We start from the raw sequence: 17,027 nt of genomic DNA on the forward strand, positions 1-17,027 counted from the left end.
ATGATGATGGAAGAAAACGTGTAGTAAAAAAAAGTGTAATGTTATATAATAGAATCACTGCAGAAAAGAAATCTGCAAAGCTTTTAAGATAAATGAGGAGGAAATCGTGGGAAAAGCAATAGCTATTTTCAATCAAAAGGGTGGTGTTGGGAAAACGACCACGAATATAAACCTGGCAGCATGTCTGGCCATTAAGGGAAAAAAGATTCTGATTATTGATATCGACCCGCAGGGGAATACAACCAGTGGCGTCGGAATCTCCAAGCGTGATCTGGATGTCACGACGCATGAGATCCTCGTAGAGGATGATCAGCACCCGGAAGATGCAGTCATTGCAACAGGTATCAAGAACCTGGATATCATGCCGGCAAGTGTTCAGCTGGCTGGTGCCGAGGTGGAACTGATCCAGCTGACAGGAAGAGACAAGAGACTCAAGAAAGCGATCGATCATCTAAAGCCGCAGTATGATTACATATTTGTAGATTGTCCGCCATCCCTTGGCCTTCTGACCATCAATTCATTGACTGCTGTTGACTCCGTGTTGATTCCGATCCAGTGTGAATTCTATGCTCTGGAGGGAGTGAGCCAGCTCATGAGCACCATCGATATCGTAAAGAAAAATACAAATCCTGATCTTGAAATACAAGGTGTAATCCTTAGTATGTTCGATGGCAGAACAAATCTTTCGATACAGGTAGTAGAAGAAGTAAAGAAATATTTCCGTGAAAAGGTGTATACGACTGTTATCCCAAGAAATGTTCGTCTGGCAGAGGCTCCAAGTCATGGAATGCCGGTTATTCAGTATGATCCAAAATCCGCTGGAGCTATCGCATATATGGAGTTTGCCGATGAATTCCTGGCAAACGAGGAGGAACTTTAATGGCTGCTAAAAAATCCAGAGGACTGGGAAGGGGACTTGATGCTCTTTTCGGCGACATGGAAGTTGATATTTTAAAAAATGACAATGAGGACACCCCGAAGGTAGAAGAATCCGGTACTGCTGCAAATAAGCCTTCCGCTGGCTCTGCTGCAAAAAGAACAGCCGACAGTTCCGAAAATGCAGCAAAAGCTGGGGAATCCGGTGGATCAGTACAAAATGTGGATCCTGCTGCAGGAGGTATCCTTTATATCGATATCAATGATATAAAGCCGAATACAAACCAGCCGCGTAAAGTATTTGATGAAGAAAAACTGGAAGACCTGGCCGCTTCCATCCAGGAACACGGTCTGATACAGCCAGTGGTGCTGCGCAGTGTTGGAGCAGGGTATGAAATCGTTGCAGGTGAGCGGCGCTGGCGTGCAGCCAGGAAGGCCGGAGTAAGAAATATCCCGTGTATCGTAAGGGAATTGAGCGATGAAGAAAACATGCTGCTGGCAATCATCGAAAACATGCAGCGCGAAGACCTGAATCCCATCGAAGAAGCAGAAGGTATCAATCAGATGATAGAAACCTACGGTCTGACGCAGGATCAGGTATCAAAAAGTGTCGGTAAGAGTCGCCCGTATATCACCAACTGTCTAAGATTGTTGAAACTTCCGGAAGCTATCCAGAGTTTTGTATCGGAGGGACAGCTCTCCGCCGGCCATGCGAGAGCGATCGTATCAGCAGGAAACAAAGAAAAGCAGATCGCACTGGCAGAAAAAGCAGTGAAAGAGGGTCTTTCGGTAAGACAAATCGAAAAGCTGGCTAAAGACAGCAAGACAGGGAAGGCCAAGGCAAAACCGCGTGAAAAGAATGCTGATGTCAAGCGTGTGGAAAACGATCTGAAAGAAGCTCTTGGTACGAAAGTAACATTGAACCAGAAGGGTAAAAAAGGTAAGATCGAAATCGAGTACTACAGTAAAGATGATCTGGAAAGACTCATAGAACTGTTGAAAACACTTCATTAGGAGAATATGTTTCATGTGAAACATGATAGATTGCTATGGTAGATAAAGAACGATTAGATATTTTATTACAGGAAGTGATTCAGGAGGCACGGGCATTAAAAATTCCCGTGTCTTCTACTATTGAAAAGAACGTCATAGTAAATGGAAGACCGAAAAAGAGATTTGGATGCTGCCGAAAAAGCAGGAACGGATTTGAGATCGAAGTGAGCAGATTTCTGTTAGACGAAGCAGGATGTAGTGAAAAAATCGTAAAAGGTGTTCTGGCTCATGAAGTTCTTCACACCTGCCGGGATTGTTATGAACACGGCATGCTTTGGAAAAGTTATGCCGGACAGATGAACAAGGCATATGGTTATCAGATCAAGAGAGTCAATTCCTTTGCAGAAATGGGAATGGCGGGCAGAGAAGAAAAACTGGCAGAGAGCCGGCATATCCGTTACATTATCCAGTGCAAAAAATGCGGCAGACAGTACCCTCGGCAGAGGTTCACCTGCGTCATGCAGAAGATCGATGCATACCGCTGTCAGTGCGGGGGAAAGCTGGAAGTCTTTCGCATTTCTGATTCATAATAGACATGAGTTAAATGCTAATATTTGGAAATAATACTATTGTATTTTATATACGGCAATCTGGATCAGCAGAGCTTTATTCTACCACTGGCGGCACGAAATTTTCAATGGCGCTGCGCAGTTTTGGATGGTGGATCACAAAGTGTACCGCAGGGGATTTGTCCTTTGAGATCATGACGTTATGATCTTCGTGGATCCGGATCTGCAGATTGCGGAACACCTGGGTGGATGAGGAAAGCAGCTTGTAATTTGGATGCGAGTCGGCAAACGCGCGAGTATGATCCATATGAGCCAGATAATCGTCATAGCTGTAGGACAGATCCTGATCATAAAACATGCCGGAAAGAGAAAGAGATACGGGATACTGCCCGAATTCCTCCGAGTCAATGACAGGAATCTCTTCCGTGATGGTTTCACGCTGTAATATTTCCTCTATGTATCCTCGCTGTGCCTTCTGATAGGCGAGGATCCTTGAAGCATCCGGATCAGCCACATTATGACCAGCCAAAAATTCTATGAGAAAATCCGCTTCCATGGTATAAAGAGGCGGGGAGGAGAGGATATTTCGGCGTTTTCCGGAAGTACGAGCATCCGAAAGAAGAAAGGCATTCCATTCATTCGTTCTATCCTCTCGATAAATATCCATCAAAGAGTGAGCATTTTGCAGGAGTTGCTCAGCTCTTTTTTTGTAGTAGGAAATTTCTTTCCTGGATTTTGTAAGATAATATTTCCCGTCTGCCTGATGATCGCTGATGGCTTCTCCGGAAAGAGCAGCAGCATCGGAAACCTTTAAAAAATGAAGAAAAACATTGTTTTGCACACCTTTTAAATAATATGGAGAAATCTGTCCTGTCATATACATAGGGATCCAGCTCTCAAGACCCAGCATCATTTCTGCAAAAGGGCGGTCGATATTGTGGATCATGTTCAGGTGCAGTCCTTTTTTTAACATCATGGCAAGACCAAACATCCATTTTTTCGGAAATTCCGGATCCTTAGCCATTTCCTCTAAAGGCATATCGCTGTACATGGTTACCGGCTCCATGGATTTTGAAAGAACTGTCGCTTTCATAAAATCCAGTTCAGCTTCCATCATTTCCTTCAGGCCAAAACAAGTTCTGGAAGAAGGAATCTGAAACGGTACAGTTGGAACTTTCATCTCGTCAAAATGGATCGCTTTGATGTATTCGTTCAGGTCGAAATCATCGATTTTGGAGAGAAAAGTACTGATCGTATTTTCGGTGCGGGCCGGACCGTAAAGGATCCAGTGGTTGATTTTCTCGGCACGATCTTTTTCGTTTATCAAGGTTTCTTCGCTGCATGCTAAAAGCTTTGCCAGAACCGCAAGATCTTCCGGTTGTCCCGAGATCTGTGCGATGATATCGGCAACATCCTTTGCAAATTTTAAAGGTTCGGCGGGCTGGCGCTGTCCGCTGCGAAAACGTGAGATCGTTGAAGCATCGTAATTGATTTTCTGACTTAGTCTGCTGGTACTCACAGAAAGAAGAGTGAGCAGGGTGTCGAAATGATAGAGAAGATCTTCTATCCGCGTGGAAAGGATGTCGTCGCACGCGAGGATCTGTGTCATAACAGTTTTTTCGTCAAGCCCAGGGATATTTTTTTCTTCAGCGATAGATGCGATGGCAGCAGTCAGAGCGGCCAGTGTTTTAGAATCCGCAGAAGGGACACGCTCCCCGGAACGATAGCGGCGCAGAGTGGATGGAGAAATATCAGAGCCACTGCAAAGGTCGCTGGCTGTGCAGGAGCATTTTACAATAATATCATTTAGCAGTTCGCAGAATTTCATAAAAAAACCTCTCGGATCGAATCAGTATAATCATCTTTATTATACACGATTCGATCCGGGAGGGAAATGCTTGATCTGATTTACTCCAGTGGTTTGCCGCATTGCGGGCAGAATTTACTTCCGGCAGGGATGTCTTCTCCGCAGGATGGGCAAGTCTGTTTGGTGAGCGGTGCACCGCAGAGATTGCAGAAGCGGCTTCCCGGCGCACATACCGTCTGACAGCTTGGACAGATCAGTGCAGGAGGCTGCGCTTGAGCTGCTTCCTGCGGGATGGGTTGATCCATCATTTCCGGAGGCATAGTCTGAGGGCGAGGCGCTGCCTGCTGATTCGGTGCAAAGCCGGATGCGTTCTGCTGCTGCGCAGTATTTACAGAGGATGTCTGCTGCGGAGCCTGACCGGGCCTCGTGCTGGAAATCAAATAGTTTTCGATACAGCGAAAGATTTCTTCCGGTAGTTTCTTCTGTTTATAGGCACCGATCCCGGCAGTAACTGCCAGAGGCCAGAACAGCAGCATCCCGGCAACTCCGGCACCGATCTTATCAGACCATTCGCTGATGCCGATGGTCACATTTATGTTATCCGGCGCTGTACGTGTGATCTGTACAGTCGTCGCAAGGCGCATGCCTGATACCGTTTTCCAGCCATCCTTTTCCTGACGGCACTGGAGCACGCACTCCTCTCCGTTGGAAGCCCCCTGTACCTGTAGTCCCTGGTTGGCACGCAAATAATGATCGACATGAGATGCTACAGCCTGCACGGGCATATTAGGCGGGATGCGAAAAATCCTGGTTTCGTTTGCCATAATGGTGTCCTCCTTTTTTTCTAATTATCCTGGATGGTGATAAAAAGAACAAGGGAGTTTTCCAAGCTGGCAGTTCCAAATCGGAAAAGGAAAACGCTCATTTCTATTATGCATTATTTTCGGAGTCTGGATTTGATGAAAAAATCCGAAAAGAGGCAGAACTCTCTTCGGATCTGAAATTATATTCTATGGAAGAAAGTGTAAATATCTAACGCGGTAGTTTGTATTCTTTAAACCATTCCTCCCATACATCCTCCGGGACCAGTGCACCGCCGGTGGCCCAGCAGATATGGGCAGCGTTTTGCAGTTTTTCGTTGGTGATGCCGTGACCGTTGGGAAAGTTGTGTCCGGCAGGAGTCTTTGCAACCTGCAGAGGCCCCAGAAAAGCCGCGCAGCTGGATGGTTCGATACGGATATCTTCTGTATCGCTCAGCATGCGCATAAATTCATAAAGGCGGACGTCGTCTACCGTAAAATCTCCGGATACGATATTGCGATCCATCCGCGTCACGAATCCAGACGGACTTGCACAGGCGAGGCCGTCGGCTTCTGTGATCCCGTCGATGTCAAAGTCTCTCACGCTCACATCCTCGTATCGTTCCGTCGCCATTCCCAGCAGTACAGAAGGGCAGTGAGTCGGTTCTGCGAAGAAACAATGGACATTGTCTCTGAAAATCCGTTTCAACCCATAGGCCACGCCACCGGGAGCGCCGCCTACGCCTGCCGGAAGATAGACGAATAAAGGGTGATCCTCATCCACAGTGATCCGATGTTCCGCCAGCTGCTTTGCCAGCCGGGAGGCGGCTACCGCATAACCAAGAAACAGATCCTTTGAATTTTCATCATCCACAAAATAGCTGCGAGGATCTTGTGCAGAAAGCCGTCTGCCTTCTGCAACCGCTTTGGAATAATCGTCATCATACTCTACAACTTCTACGCCTTTGCTGCGCAGAAGATCTTTTTTCCATTGCTTTGCATCGGCGGACATGTGGACTTTCACGCGAAAACCTACTGCAGCACTGCTGATGCCAATGGAAAGCCCCAGATTTCCTGTGGAACCTACCTGCACTGTGTACTGTCCGAAAAAATCCTTCCATTCAGGGGTGGTCAGTATGGTGTAGTCATCGGTGATCTTAAGTTTCCCGGTCGCAAGCGCCAGCTCTTCCGCGTGTTTCAGAACTTCGTAGATTCCGCCGCGAGCTTTGATAGAGCCGGCTACTGCCAGGTGGCTGTCCATTTTCAGCAAAAATTTTCCAGGGAGTTTAGAGGACCCATATTCACGCAATGCTTCCTGCATTGCCGGAATCTCCTGCAAAGGCGATTCGATGATGCCATCCGTTGCTTCTGTTTCCGGGAAACAGGCTTTTATAAATGGTGCAAAGCGGCTAAGGCGCGCTTCGGCATCCTGAATGTCTTTATCGGATACCACCAGCTGACACAGTCCGTCGATCATGTCGAATGGCAGGCATTTATCGTTGAGCCAAAAGACTTCTTCCTGTCTGCTGATCGTATCGAAGATCGTATTTTCTTTAATCAGTTGTTTTGCATAATCTTTCATAGGAACATAGAGAAATAAAAGCCAGGATCGAAGAATTATCTAAGATCCTGACTCTTTTTTTGTTTTAATACACATACACCTTTGGAAGTCTTTGGCCGAAGCCGCAGACCACTTCATAGTTGATGGTGCCGGTTTCGCGGGCGATATCGTCCGCTGTGATCTCGTAGATGCCGTCTTTGCCCATGATGGTCACTTCGTCACCGAGACGCACATATGGTACGTGGGTCACATCGATCATGCACATATCCATACAGATCGTACCGGCGATCGGGGCATAAACTCCGTTGACGATGACCTTGCCCTTTGCAGAATAAGGTCGAGGAAGACCATCGGCATAGCCTACCGGGATGGTAGCGATCAAGCTGTCTCTCTGAGTCGTGAACTTGCGTCCGTAGCTGATACTGTTGCCTGCAGGGACTTTTTTCAAATGAATGATATTGGCCTTGATGGACATTGCAGGGCGCAGAGCCAGCTGTGACCGGTCCACTTCGTCAGAAGGATATAGACCGTAGAGAATAACGCCGGGGCGCACCATATCGTAATAAGCCGAGTTGATCTCCATGACAGCCGCACTGTTTCCCAAAGTTCTGAGCGGGATATCGATCCCTTCTTTCAGCAGCTGCTTGTAGAAGCTCATATAACGCTGCTCCTGTACCGTCGCATACGTTTTATCGGCGGCATCTGCTGTAGCGAAATGGGAAAACAGTCCGTTGATCTTGAAATTGGAAAGCCCGGCGATCATCTTCACATCTTCCACAGACGTAACGTCGTCGCTGTAGCCGATCCGGCCCATACCGGTGTCTACCGCGATATAGCCTTTTATGATGATGCCGGCTGCGGCTGCAGCCTTGGATATAGCCTCCGCATTTTTGTAATCGCAGACTACAGGTGACAGTCGGTGCTCGATGATGGTGTCGATATAAGGTTCCGGGATCGGAGAGAGAACCATGATCTCCTCCAGCAGGAATCCGGCTTTTCGCAGGCGCACCGCTTCCGAAAGGGTGGCTACTGCAAAGGATTCGATTCCGTTGGCTCGCAAAACGGTTGCGACGCGCACCGATCCATGGCCGTAAGCATCCGCTTTCACCACACCGGTGATCTTGACACCGGATCCGACCTTCTCCTTGATTTGCTTGATATTAAAGTCCAGATTAGTAATATTGATCTCAGCCCAGGCTGCGCGTAAGGCATCTTTGTACAAGTTCGAGGGCACCTCCTTTATGATTGTGTAAATCCGATTATTTTACTTCATGCAGTTCATGAAGCACGGTATCCAGCAGGAACTGAACACCGGCCGCGATATCTGCATCGTTTGTATTTTCTTCCGGCACATGGCTCCGTCCGTTGATGCTTGGAACGAAAATCATACCTGTCTGTGCATATTTTGCGATCATGCAGGCATCATGCACGGCACCGCTGTCCATGACTTTATATGGCAGATCAAGTGCGGCTGCATGCTTTGACATCGCATCGATCAGACGGTCGGTCAGATGGAGCGGACTTGATTTGGAATGTTCTTTGATCTCGCAGTTCACCTGACGCTTTTCTGCGATCGCAACGATAAGATCGATGATCTCATTCATAAAGCGATCGATTTTCGTTTCATCCTTATCACGGACTTCCAGAGAGAATCTCACCGTTTCCGGGATAACGTTAGAGCAGTTTGGCTCGATGTCCATTTTACCGCAGGTAACGACTGTTCGCTTGTCATCGTCGGTTTTGACATGGGCTTCCGCCGCCAGGATGCATTCCGCCGCAGTGCACAGAGCATCGTACCGTTCTGTCATCGGAGTAGCTCCCGCGTGATTTCCCACGCCGGTAAGTGTCACCTCGATGACCCGCATGCCGAAGATGGAATCCACGATCCCAAGGCTCAGGCCTTCTCTGTCCAGCACAGGACCCTGTTCGATGTGAAGCTCCAGCATAGTCTGGACCTGATCAAAATCCCAGCGAACGTTTTGCAGTGCTTCCTGAGACAAACCGCCTGTGTTGTAGACGATCGTTTTGCCATCCGGCCCGTATGGCGAGAGGCTTTGCAGAGTCTGCCGGAGGCTCATGCCGGTATCGCTGACAAGTTTGTCCAGATCGGCTTCTGCGTAGATCCCGGTGATGAATTTGCTGCCGGTCATGGTAGAACCGAAACCGGAGCCTTCTTCTTCTGCAAAGATCACCAGCTCATAGTTGAAGGATGCATCCTTCAGTGAATCTGGATTTTCTGCCAGGGTCTCCAGGACTTCCAGCGCACCGCAGACGCCGTAGATACCATCCAGCCAGCCGCCGTTTCGCACGGTGTCGATATGGGAGCCGGACAAGACGGTTTTACGTCCCGGTTTGTTGGTGGGAAGTCCAATGCGGATGTTCTGCAGCGCATCGATGGATACACTGCAGCCGCAGTTTTCTGCTCGTTTTATGATGTATTCTCTTGCTCTGGCATCCTGCGTACCGTAGGAAAACCGTGTCACGCCGTCCTGCGGGGTGTCGGTGAAAGTTCGCAGGGTGTGCAGGTTGTCAAGAAGTCGTTTTTCGTTAGTCTGTAGTGTCATAAAAGTCCGCCGTTTCTACCATTCGTAGGATGCGCCGAACGGCTTTCCAGGAACGAACTTGCCCTGACCTTTATGGCCTATGTACTTGGCATCCTCTACGATTTTCTGTCCGCGCAGGAATACGGTTTCAGGACGTCCTTTCTGTGCAAATCCTTCAAACGGGCTGTAGTCTACACCTTCCAGATTTGTTTTATAGCTTATAGTGCCTTCGTATGCAGGATCGAAGATAACGATATCAGCATCGAATCCTACTGCCAGCTGTCCCTTGTTCTCAAGACCGTTTACCTTGGCCGGAGTCGTTGCGTACAGGTCTACCAGTCTGCTAGGAGAAAGTTTTCCTTCACATACGCCGTAAGTCCACAGGATGTTCAGGCGGTTCTGCAGGCTTGGTGCTCCGTTAGGGATATCTGCAAAGGATTTTCCTTCGCCGTAGCCCAGATGCTTCTGTTCTGCATAGTCGAATCCGCAGTGGTCGGAACTGATTGCGTTGAGCCATTTGCGATCAACAGCTTCCCACAGAGCGTCACGGTGTTCTTCGGTGCGCAGGGCAGGGGAGCAAACGTATTTGGCACCTTCGTAGCCAGGCTTGGCCAGATCGGATTCATCCAGTACCAGATAGTGTGCACAGGTTTCTCCGAAGACCCTCTGTCCGCGGCTGTAAGCGGCCTTGAGTTCTTCCAAAGCTTCCTTGCAGGTAACGTGTACGACGTAGAGCGGAGCGTCTGCCAGTTCAGCCAGGTAGATAGCACGTCTTGTTGCTTCGGCTTCGACTACAGGCGGACGGCTGACTGCGTGATAGTAAGGCGCTGTTTTGCCTTCTGCGATCAGCTGATTCGTCAGAACATCGATCATGTCGGCATTTTCTGCGTGGACCATGATGGTCACGCCGGCGTCTTTTCCTTTCTGCAAAGCTTTCAGAAGGGCGTCGTCATCAGCGTGGAAGAACTGTCCTTTGTACGCCATGAACAGCTTCATCGTCGGATAGCCTGCTTCTGCCAGCTTCGGAATCTCTTCAATTACTTCATCTCTCGGATCGGTCATTACGCTGTGGAATGCATAGTCGACCATAGCAATACCTTCTGCATCGTTTTTACGATAATCATCAAGGGTTTCTACCAGACCTCGGCCCTGTTCCTGGTTTACGAACTCAATAAGAGTTGTCGTACCGCCAACAGCAGCAGCATTGGATGTTTCGAATCCACGGGTCTTGCTGCCCTTGTAGGAGAAGGAAAAGTGCACGTGCTGGTCAACCCCGCCAGGTAAAACGTATTTACCCTCTGCATCAATGACTTCATCACCTTCCTTTGGCTGCAGTCCTTCGCCGATAGCGGTAATGCTTTCGCCCTCAGCATAAATGTCTGCCTTGCGTTCGCCTTCTGCCGTTACGATGGTTCCGTTTTTAATAAGTACTGCCATGATACACCTCCATTTTGATCACTTTACAGTATGAAAAAAATCCGCGGATTTCTCTGGGATCCCATGGAAAAGCGCGGAGCGAGATGCCGCCGCGCTTTACAGCTGCGGCGTTCTCTTAATAATATCCTCTCTGCCGGGACCGTTAGATACGTAAGTGATCGGGAAGCCGATGAGCTTTTCGATCTCGTTTACATAGTTTTGAGCCTCAGCAGGAAGTCTATCAAATTCACGGATGCCGGTGATGTCGCATTTCCATCCCGGCAGTTTCTTCAGGACAGGCTTTGCCTTTTCCAGTCTGGCCGTGGTCGGGAAGCGAGTGGTGATCTCGCCATCGATTTCGTAGCCCACGCATACTGGGATCTCATCCAGATAGCCCAGCGGATCCAATACTGTGAAAGCAACTTCTGTCGTGCCCTGAGTCATGCAGCCGTATTTCGTGGCGACAGCATCGAACCAGCCTACTCTTCTAGGTCTTCCTGTCGTAGCGCCGTATTCACCGCCGTCACCGCCGCGTTTACGCAGTTCTTCCGCTTCTTCTTCGTCCAGGATCTCGCTGACGAACGCACCGCCGCCAACAGCACTGGAGTAAGCTTTTACGACTGTGATGATATCTTTGATGGTATATGGGGGAACGCCTGCTCCGATGGCACCGTAAGCTGCCAGAGTGGAAGAAGACGTAACCATTGGGTAGATTCCGTGATCCGGGTCTTTTAACGCTCCCAGCTGTCCTTCCAGCAGGATCTCCTTGCCTTCTGCCAGAGCTTCGTGGAGAAATTCGGAAACATCGCAAACATAAGGAGCGACCATTTCCTTGTATTCCTTCAGCGTTTTCATGATATCGTCCGGATCAAGTTCGGGTTTGTTGTAAAGGTGCTTCAGCAGAATGTTTTTCTGCACGCAGACACGCTCCACTTTGTCGCGGAGTTCTGCTTCGTCCAGGAAAAGCTCCTGTACCTGGAATCCGATCTTAGCGTATTTGTCGGAATAGAAAGGCGCGATCCCGGACTTGGTGGAGCCGAATGCCTTGCCTGCCAGACGTTCTTCTTCGCATTCATCGAAGAGGATGTGATACGGCATCAGGATCTGAGCTCTGTCGGAAACCAGGATCTTCGGCATAGGAACGCCCTTGCTGACGATGTCATTGATCTCCCGGAACATATACGGGATGTTGAGAGCAACACCGTTTCCCAGGATGCTTGTTGTATGATTGTAAAATACGCCGGACGGCAGCATATGAAGGGCGAATTTGCCATAGTTGTTCTTGATGGTGTGACCGGCATTGCTTCCTCCCTGGAACCGGACGATGATGTCGGCCTCCTGAGAAAGCATATCCGTGATCTTCCCTTTTCCTTCATCGCCCCAGTTGGCGCCTACGATAGCTTTGACCATGTGTGAAATGTTGCGCTGATGCCTTTGTGCTTTCTGCAAAGTTTGCCCGGCAGGGCTTTTGCAGGAGGATCAGCACTCTCCTTTCTGTATGTTAATCTGTGAGATATATGTTTCTTATACGTTGATGTCAGCCGTCATGCCGAGCGCTTCCCTGTTAGCGTCCAGAACCGGCTGCACGCAGCTTTTGAGGAATTCTTCCGTCTGGCTTTCGGCACAGCCTGTGAAGTTTTCCGGCTTCATGATCGCCAGCAGCTTTTCCTTGGTCGTGTGGAATTCAGGGTCTGCAGCGATCCGGTCGAGCAGATCGTTTTCTGCACCTTCTTCTTTGACGCGTTTGCCGGCTGCCATGGAGTGCTGGCGGATCTTTTCGTGGAGGACCTGACGGTCGCCGCCTTCTTTTACAGCATCCATCATGATGTTTTCCGTTGCCATGAACGGCAGCTCGCTCATGAGGCGGGCATGGATCACCTTTGGATAAACGACGAGTCCGGAAGTGATGTTCATATAAAGTTCCAGGATGCCATCGGTGGCCAGGAAACTTTCGGATACGCTCAGACGCTTGTTGGCCGAGTCGTCCAGTGTCCGTTCAAACCACTGGGTAGATGCCGTGATCGCCGGGTTGAGCACGCCGGAAATCACGAAGTTGGAAAGCGCCGCGATACGTTCGGAACGCATCGGATTTCTCTTATATGCCATAGCGGAAGATCCGATCTGGTTCTTTTCAAAAGGTTCTTCAATTTCTTTTAAGTGCTGCAGCAGACGGATGTCATTGCTGAATTTGTGGGCACTCTGTGCGATGCCGGAGAGAATGTTCAGCACGCGGGAATCCACTTTTCTGGAATACGTCTGTCCGGATACCGGATAGCAGCCGTCGAATCCCATTTTTTCGGCGATCTTGCCGTCGATCTGATGTACCTTGGAGAGATCTCCGTCAAAGAGCTCCAGGAAGCTGGCCTGTGTGCCGGTAGTTCCTTTGGATCCCAGTAGCTTCATGGAATCCAGGATGTGATCCAGGTCTTCAAGATCCATCAGGAGATCCTGCAGCCACAGCGTGGCACGTTTGCCGACTGTCGTAGGCTGTGCCGGCTGGAAGTGGGTAAATCCCAGAGTCGGCTGTGCTTTATGTTCTCCTGCAAAGTTTGCCAGATTGGAAATGACGTTTATGAGTTTCTTACGGATCAGTTTCAGAGCTTCTGTCATGATGATCAGGTCCGTGTTATCGCCAACATAGCAGGAGGTTGCGCCCAGGTGAATGATCCCTTTGGCTTTCGGGCACTGCAGTCCGTAAGCGTATACGTGGGACATGACGTCGTGGCGAACGATCTTCTCGCGTTCTTTGGCTTCGTCGTAGTTGATATCATCGGCAGCGGCCTTCAGTTCTGCGATCTGCTCGTCAGTGATGGGAAGGCCCAGCTCCTGTTCCGTTTCTGCCAGTGCGATCCAGAGTTTTCTCCAGGTCCTGAATTTCATTTCCGGGGAAAAGAGGTATTTCATCTCTTTGCTCGGATACCGTTCAGAAAGGGAACTTGTGTAGCTTTGTGTGTTTTCCATAATACTCTCCTTTTATTATCTATCGCCGGGGTGCTGCCGGGATTTCCCGAAACAGTCCGCGGTCGCGGGTTTGCCGGTTATTCTGCCTGTGCAGAAAGATACATAATGATTATACCATGAAATGACAGGGGATTACAATGATTTCGGGAGTTTTGTGGGGGAATAATGGCTGCAGTTCGGTGGACGCACTGCAGGTTCGCATAAAAACTGGAGATCCGAAAATCGGATCTCCAGTCATGCTTTATGATGAAGTTGTCAGTTATCCGTTATGTCTTTTTTTATGGATAACCATGATCGTTGCACCGGTAGCTGCAGCTGTCATAAGAAGGATCAGCAGAAGCAGGTGCGTATTGTCTCCGGTATTGGAGCCCTTTGATTTGGCTTTGTCAGCAGAGCCATTGTCCATAGATCCCTGACCGCCCGGTTTGGTAGAATCGCCGCCCGGTTCTGGCGTTCCGCCTTCGGCGCTCACCCAGATCGGGTTGGATACTGCATAGTTCCCGGTGCTGTCGATGGCAACGTAGCTGTACCACTTCGTGTCATTCGTAGAGTCGATCATGAATTCCAGCGTCTGTTTGTCTGTGGATCCTTTCAGAGCCTTTGTTTCTACTTTTACGCCGTTTCGATAAGTACGACTTTTTCCAGACCGTTGACTGCCTGAGCGTCGATTTTCAGCGCTTTTTTACCTGTGGAAATAGTGTCTCCGAACGATTCTCCGTCATAAGTGAAGAAAAGCGGACCCATGGTAACATAGGAACGACCATCTTTCAGTGCTGCAAGGTATGCCTTCGAATCGGCTTTAGCGGCTTCCTTGCTGTCCTTTCCGACCTTAGCGTACTGTCGGATGATGCCTGGATACAGTGCAGTATTTGTCGCCTGATGCTGGTCGGACCCGGCACTCAGATATTTCTTTTCTCCGGCATTCCAGAATGCGAATGCGGATACAAGTGCTTTGGCATCCATCTGAGAGACGCCGGCACTGGCGATGGTGCTGCTGAGCTTATCGAGGTTGATATTCTTGTAGTTCTCTGCAGTGAGCTTCTCCAGAACTTCCAGTGTCTTTCCGTCGGATGATATCGTTGACTGCAGTTCGAGCAGATCGAAATCTTTCCAGCCGTCTGCGTGTCCACCTGCGACGCTGTCCTGATTATGCAGGAATCCGTAGTCGGAATACGGATGATGCACGATTACCAGAGCATTGGCAGCGTGTCCGGCTTTGATGATCTCAGGCGGAGTTGCGGTAGAAGCATTGACTATGTTGCCTGTTTCCTTTTCGCTGAAATCAACGTTGAGAACGCCCCAGTGCCCCCATCCCGGAGAGACTTCCATATTGGAGATGTATGGCCTTCCGATCTGGTCGGAGAACTTCTTCATCGGGATATTATTGATTCGCGTATCGTGGTCCGAAACGAGATTATAATGGAGCTTCGCGGCGATCTGTGCATTGAACAGATCCTTCGGAGTCGTTGCTCCATCACCGTAGTCCGAGTGCTGATGGTTGTCCATAGATACCCATCCGGATTCTTTCGGATCAACGATCTCGTGGATCTTAAATTCGTATTCAACACCATCCGCAGTCACATTTGTTTTATAAGGTACTGCCTTCGATTCAAAATTCTTCCCGTAGGAAGCGGTAAAGGTCACGTCCTTTGCCTGGGTCAGGTTAAATTCTATATCCGTTTTTTTGTCTGCGGAATTACTGAAATATGTACTGATCCCGGCACATTTGTTTTCATAGGTTACACCTGAGATCTCTACCCGGAACGGAATGGCCTTGCCATTCTGATCCTTGGCACTTAATTTGACAGGAGCTCCCGTCATGATGGTAAAGTTTTGTGTTTTATCGCTGTCGAGTGTAAATTCATCCGTAGTCTGGGATGTGTACCCGGCTGCTTCCAGCTTTAACTTATATTTGTAAGTACCTTCTTTGTCAAAGTTGTTGGTGGTCTTCGGCAGTTTGAAGGAATACTTCCCGTTTTTGTCGGTGATCGCCCATACCATCGGCTGCTCGATAGTCTTTGGTTTATCGACTTCGGCACCGTTTACTGATCCGGATTTTGTCGTACACATGTACTTACCGTCTTTTTTTACGATCACGTTTACGCCTTCGACAGGCTTGCCGTCTTCATCTGTTACGGTCCCGCTTACCATCGCCGTATCACCAGCTCCGATACTGTCTCGTGCATAGATGCGATCCAGAACGGAGGCCGTAGAATTGGCGGTTTCCACGAGGACTTCTCCCTTGAAGGAGTACGACTGCTTAGCTTTGATCACCTGGTTGATGTAAAGATCTTTGTACCCGGAGGATCCCTTGTAGGAATCGGACCCATCCATGATCAGAGAAACGGCATAATCATCCTTGTACGTTGTAACGAATTTTCCGAAATACTCTTTTACGTTTTCGTTATTTCCAATAGCGATCCCGGTGGCCTTGGTATCAGGATAGTAGCCGTAAGGACCGAACATATTGGCCGCATTGGTGCTGATGGAGTATCCGGAAAACATCCCCGTGCTGCTTTTTCCGGCAGCGGAAGAGTTCAAAGTTTCGTTCCCGTAGTCAATAGTCTCGTTAGGATTTGTTACTGTAGTTTCCATAGAAAGATGGCTGTCTCCGGCTTTCAGGGTATAGACCTGTTTTATATCAAGCGGCAGTGCGTCATCATTCACACCGTCCTTGTTAGGATCAGCCACCCAGTATCTATATTCTGATGTAACGGTAACCGTTTTTTTATCTGATGACAGCGAGGATGTGACCTTGACGTCATTTCGCAGGTCTGTTCCCTTGTACTCACCTGTCGCTGTCCATAAATCCATCAGAAGCTCAACGTCGTTGACCAGATCCGGTCCCCATTTACCTGATGAATCGATCGCACAGATGTCCAGAATACTTCCTTTGGTCATGTTCCAGTAGTTATTGGAGCCTACTGCAAACGATACAGCCATTTTATCATTCCAAATGGTAATGTCTTTGTCGTCTGTCGCCATACCTTCAAAAATATCAGTAGCTCCCTGCTTGACTCCACAGGTTCCGCTGTCTGCATAGGATATGGCCGGCAGGGACACGAAAGGCGTCACCGCCATGATCAGAGACAGAATACCAGCTATTAATTTTTTCTTCATACAATATCCCTCTCTTAATAAATGATGTGTTGGTTGTAATAACGTTTTTTGTGATTTTATTTTGCAGTAAAGTATTGGTGGTTGTCTGTTGTTTCGGTTCCTCCTTTCCTAAAAGGGGATGTACCCCCCTAATTATTCCAAAATTCACTTATTTCAGAAAATTTAGTAAATCGATTATAACCTATACCCTTAAGGGAATGTCCAGCGAAAAAAACAAGAAAACGAGATAGGGGGGATGAAATTTTAAAGAAGCTGAAAAGCAGCAAAAAAGAGTGTTTCGAAGATATCGAAACACTCAGACTGTAGACAAAAGCCCGACCTTAGAAATAAGGTGTCAGGCTTTTTCTATGAGGAAAAATGTTGTAAAACATTGAAATTTCA

Annotated in this window: 13 protein-coding genes; 3 read left to right on the forward strand and 10 right to left on the reverse strand. The window is 48.6% G+C overall.

Going from position 1 to position 17,027, the window contains the following annotated elements; translation table 11 throughout:
* Positions 1–106: 106 nt before the first annotated feature.
* From H8876_RS09920 to H8876_RS09930, 3 genes are read left to right on the forward strand one after another with little or no spacing between them, the layout of a single operon-like run.
* Positions 107–880 (forward strand): AAA family ATPase, encoded by a 774-nt coding sequence (locus H8876_RS09920; RefSeq protein ID WP_177265797.1) that lies wholly within the window; start codon positions 107–109, stop codon positions 878–880.
* Complete coding sequence (locus tag H8876_RS09925) at positions 880–1,890, forward strand: ParB/RepB/Spo0J family partition protein (protein WP_249287617.1); 1,011 nt, start codon at positions 880–882, stop codon at positions 1,888–1,890. The genes H8876_RS09920 and H8876_RS09925 overlap by 1 nt, the downstream gene beginning before the upstream one ends.
* Before the next feature lie 35 nt (positions 1,891–1,925).
* Positions 1,926–2,459, forward strand: coding sequence for a SprT-like domain-containing protein (locus H8876_RS09930; RefSeq protein WP_249287618.1), 534 nt, complete (start codon positions 1,926–1,928; stop codon positions 2,457–2,459).
* Positions 2,460–2,535: 76 nt separating this feature from the next.
* On the opposite strand, the gene H8876_RS09935 is transcribed toward H8876_RS09930, so the two are convergent.
* The 10 genes from H8876_RS09935 to H8876_RS09980 all read right to left on the reverse strand — a co-directional run bounded on the left by H8876_RS09935 (position 2,536) and on the right by H8876_RS09980 (position 16,646).
* Positions 2,536–4,266: a hypothetical protein gene (locus H8876_RS09935; protein ID WP_249287619.1), complete on the reverse strand. Its 1,731-nt coding sequence runs from the start codon at positions 4,264–4,266 to the stop codon at positions 2,536–2,538.
* Between the two features lie 80 nt (positions 4,267–4,346).
* Entirely contained in the window at positions 4,347–5,069 is a 723-nt protein-coding gene (locus tag H8876_RS09940) for a zinc ribbon domain-containing protein (RefSeq protein ID WP_249287620.1), read from the reverse strand.
* Positions 5,070–5,277: 208 nt separating this feature from the next.
* Complete coding sequence (locus tag H8876_RS09945; protein ID WP_249287621.1) at positions 5,278–6,627, reverse strand: D-serine ammonia-lyase; 1,350 nt, start codon at positions 6,625–6,627, stop codon at positions 5,278–5,280.
* Between the two features lie 64 nt (positions 6,628–6,691).
* Entirely contained in the window at positions 6,692–7,828 is a 1,137-nt protein-coding gene (gene alr, locus H8876_RS09950; RefSeq protein WP_177265080.1) for an alanine racemase, read from the reverse strand.
* A gap of 37 nt (positions 7,829–7,865) precedes the next feature.
* Entirely contained in the window at positions 7,866–9,170 is a 1,305-nt protein-coding gene (locus H8876_RS09955; protein ID WP_249287622.1) for a M20 family metallo-hydrolase, read from the reverse strand.
* Between the two features lie 15 nt (positions 9,171–9,185).
* The gene (hydA, locus tag H8876_RS09960; RefSeq protein WP_177265078.1) at positions 9,186–10,586 is read right to left on the reverse strand and encodes a dihydropyrimidinase; all 1,401 of its coding nucleotides are present in this window, start codon (positions 10,584–10,586) and stop codon (positions 9,186–9,188) included.
* 96 nt (positions 10,587–10,682) lie between these two features.
* Positions 10,683–12,014: an adenylosuccinate synthase gene (locus tag H8876_RS09965; protein ID WP_465250745.1), complete on the reverse strand. Its 1,332-nt coding sequence runs from the start codon at positions 12,012–12,014 to the stop codon at positions 10,683–10,685.
* 75 nt (positions 12,015–12,089) lie between these two features.
* Positions 12,090–13,526: an adenylosuccinate lyase gene (gene purB / locus H8876_RS09970; RefSeq protein WP_249287623.1), complete on the reverse strand. Its 1,437-nt coding sequence runs from the start codon at positions 13,524–13,526 to the stop codon at positions 12,090–12,092.
* 259 nt (positions 13,527–13,785) lie between these two features.
* Positions 13,786–14,085, reverse strand: a complete 300-nt coding sequence (locus H8876_RS09975) for a hypothetical protein (RefSeq protein ID WP_249287624.1) — start codon at positions 14,083–14,085, stop codon at positions 13,786–13,788.
* A gap of 53 nt (positions 14,086–14,138) precedes the next feature.
* The gene (locus H8876_RS09980; protein WP_249287625.1) at positions 14,139–16,646 is read right to left on the reverse strand and encodes a CehA/McbA family metallohydrolase; all 2,508 of its coding nucleotides are present in this window, start codon (positions 16,644–16,646) and stop codon (positions 14,139–14,141) included.
* Positions 16,647–17,027: the final 381 nt, after the last annotated feature.

The sequence above is a fragment of the Lentihominibacter faecis genome (assembly GCF_014306095.1).
Lineage (GTDB): Bacteria > Bacillota > Clostridia > Peptostreptococcales > Anaerovoracaceae > Lentihominibacter > Lentihominibacter faecis.

What these genes read in the sequence shown, in the direction of transcription:
- H8876_RS09980 (WP_249287625.1), bottom strand. Translation starts at nt 16,646, where the DNA reads ATGAAGAAAAAATTAATAGCTGGTATTCTGTCTCTGATCATGGCGGTG.
- purB (WP_249287623.1), bottom strand. Translation starts at nt 13,526, where the DNA reads ATGGAAAACACACAAAGCTACACAAGTTCCCTTTCTGAACGGTATCCG.
- H8876_RS09935 (WP_249287619.1), bottom strand. Translation starts at nt 4,266, where the DNA reads ATGAAATTCTGCGAACTGCTAAATGATATTATTGTAAAATGCTCCTGC.
- H8876_RS09955 (WP_249287622.1), bottom strand. Translation starts at nt 9,170, where the DNA reads ATGACACTACAGACTAACGAAAAACGACTTCTTGACAACCTGCACACC.
- H8876_RS09930 (WP_249287618.1), top strand. Translation starts at nt 1,926, where the DNA reads ATGGTAGATAAAGAACGATTAGATATTTTATTACAGGAAGTGATTCAG.
- H8876_RS09945 (WP_249287621.1), bottom strand. Translation starts at nt 6,627, where the DNA reads ATGAAAGATTATGCAAAACAACTGATTAAAGAAAATACGATCTTCGAT.
- H8876_RS09975 (WP_249287624.1), bottom strand. Translation starts at nt 14,085, where the DNA reads ATGATCGACTCTACGAATGACACGAAGTGGTACAGCTACGTTGCCATC.
- H8876_RS09925 (WP_249287617.1), top strand. Translation starts at nt 880, where the DNA reads ATGGCTGCTAAAAAATCCAGAGGACTGGGAAGGGGACTTGATGCTCTT.
- hydA (WP_177265078.1), bottom strand. Translation starts at nt 10,586, where the DNA reads ATGGCAGTACTTATTAAAAACGGAACCATCGTAACGGCAGAAGGCGAA.
- H8876_RS09940 (WP_249287620.1), bottom strand. Translation starts at nt 5,069, where the DNA reads ATGGCAAACGAAACCAGGATTTTTCGCATCCCGCCTAATATGCCCGTG.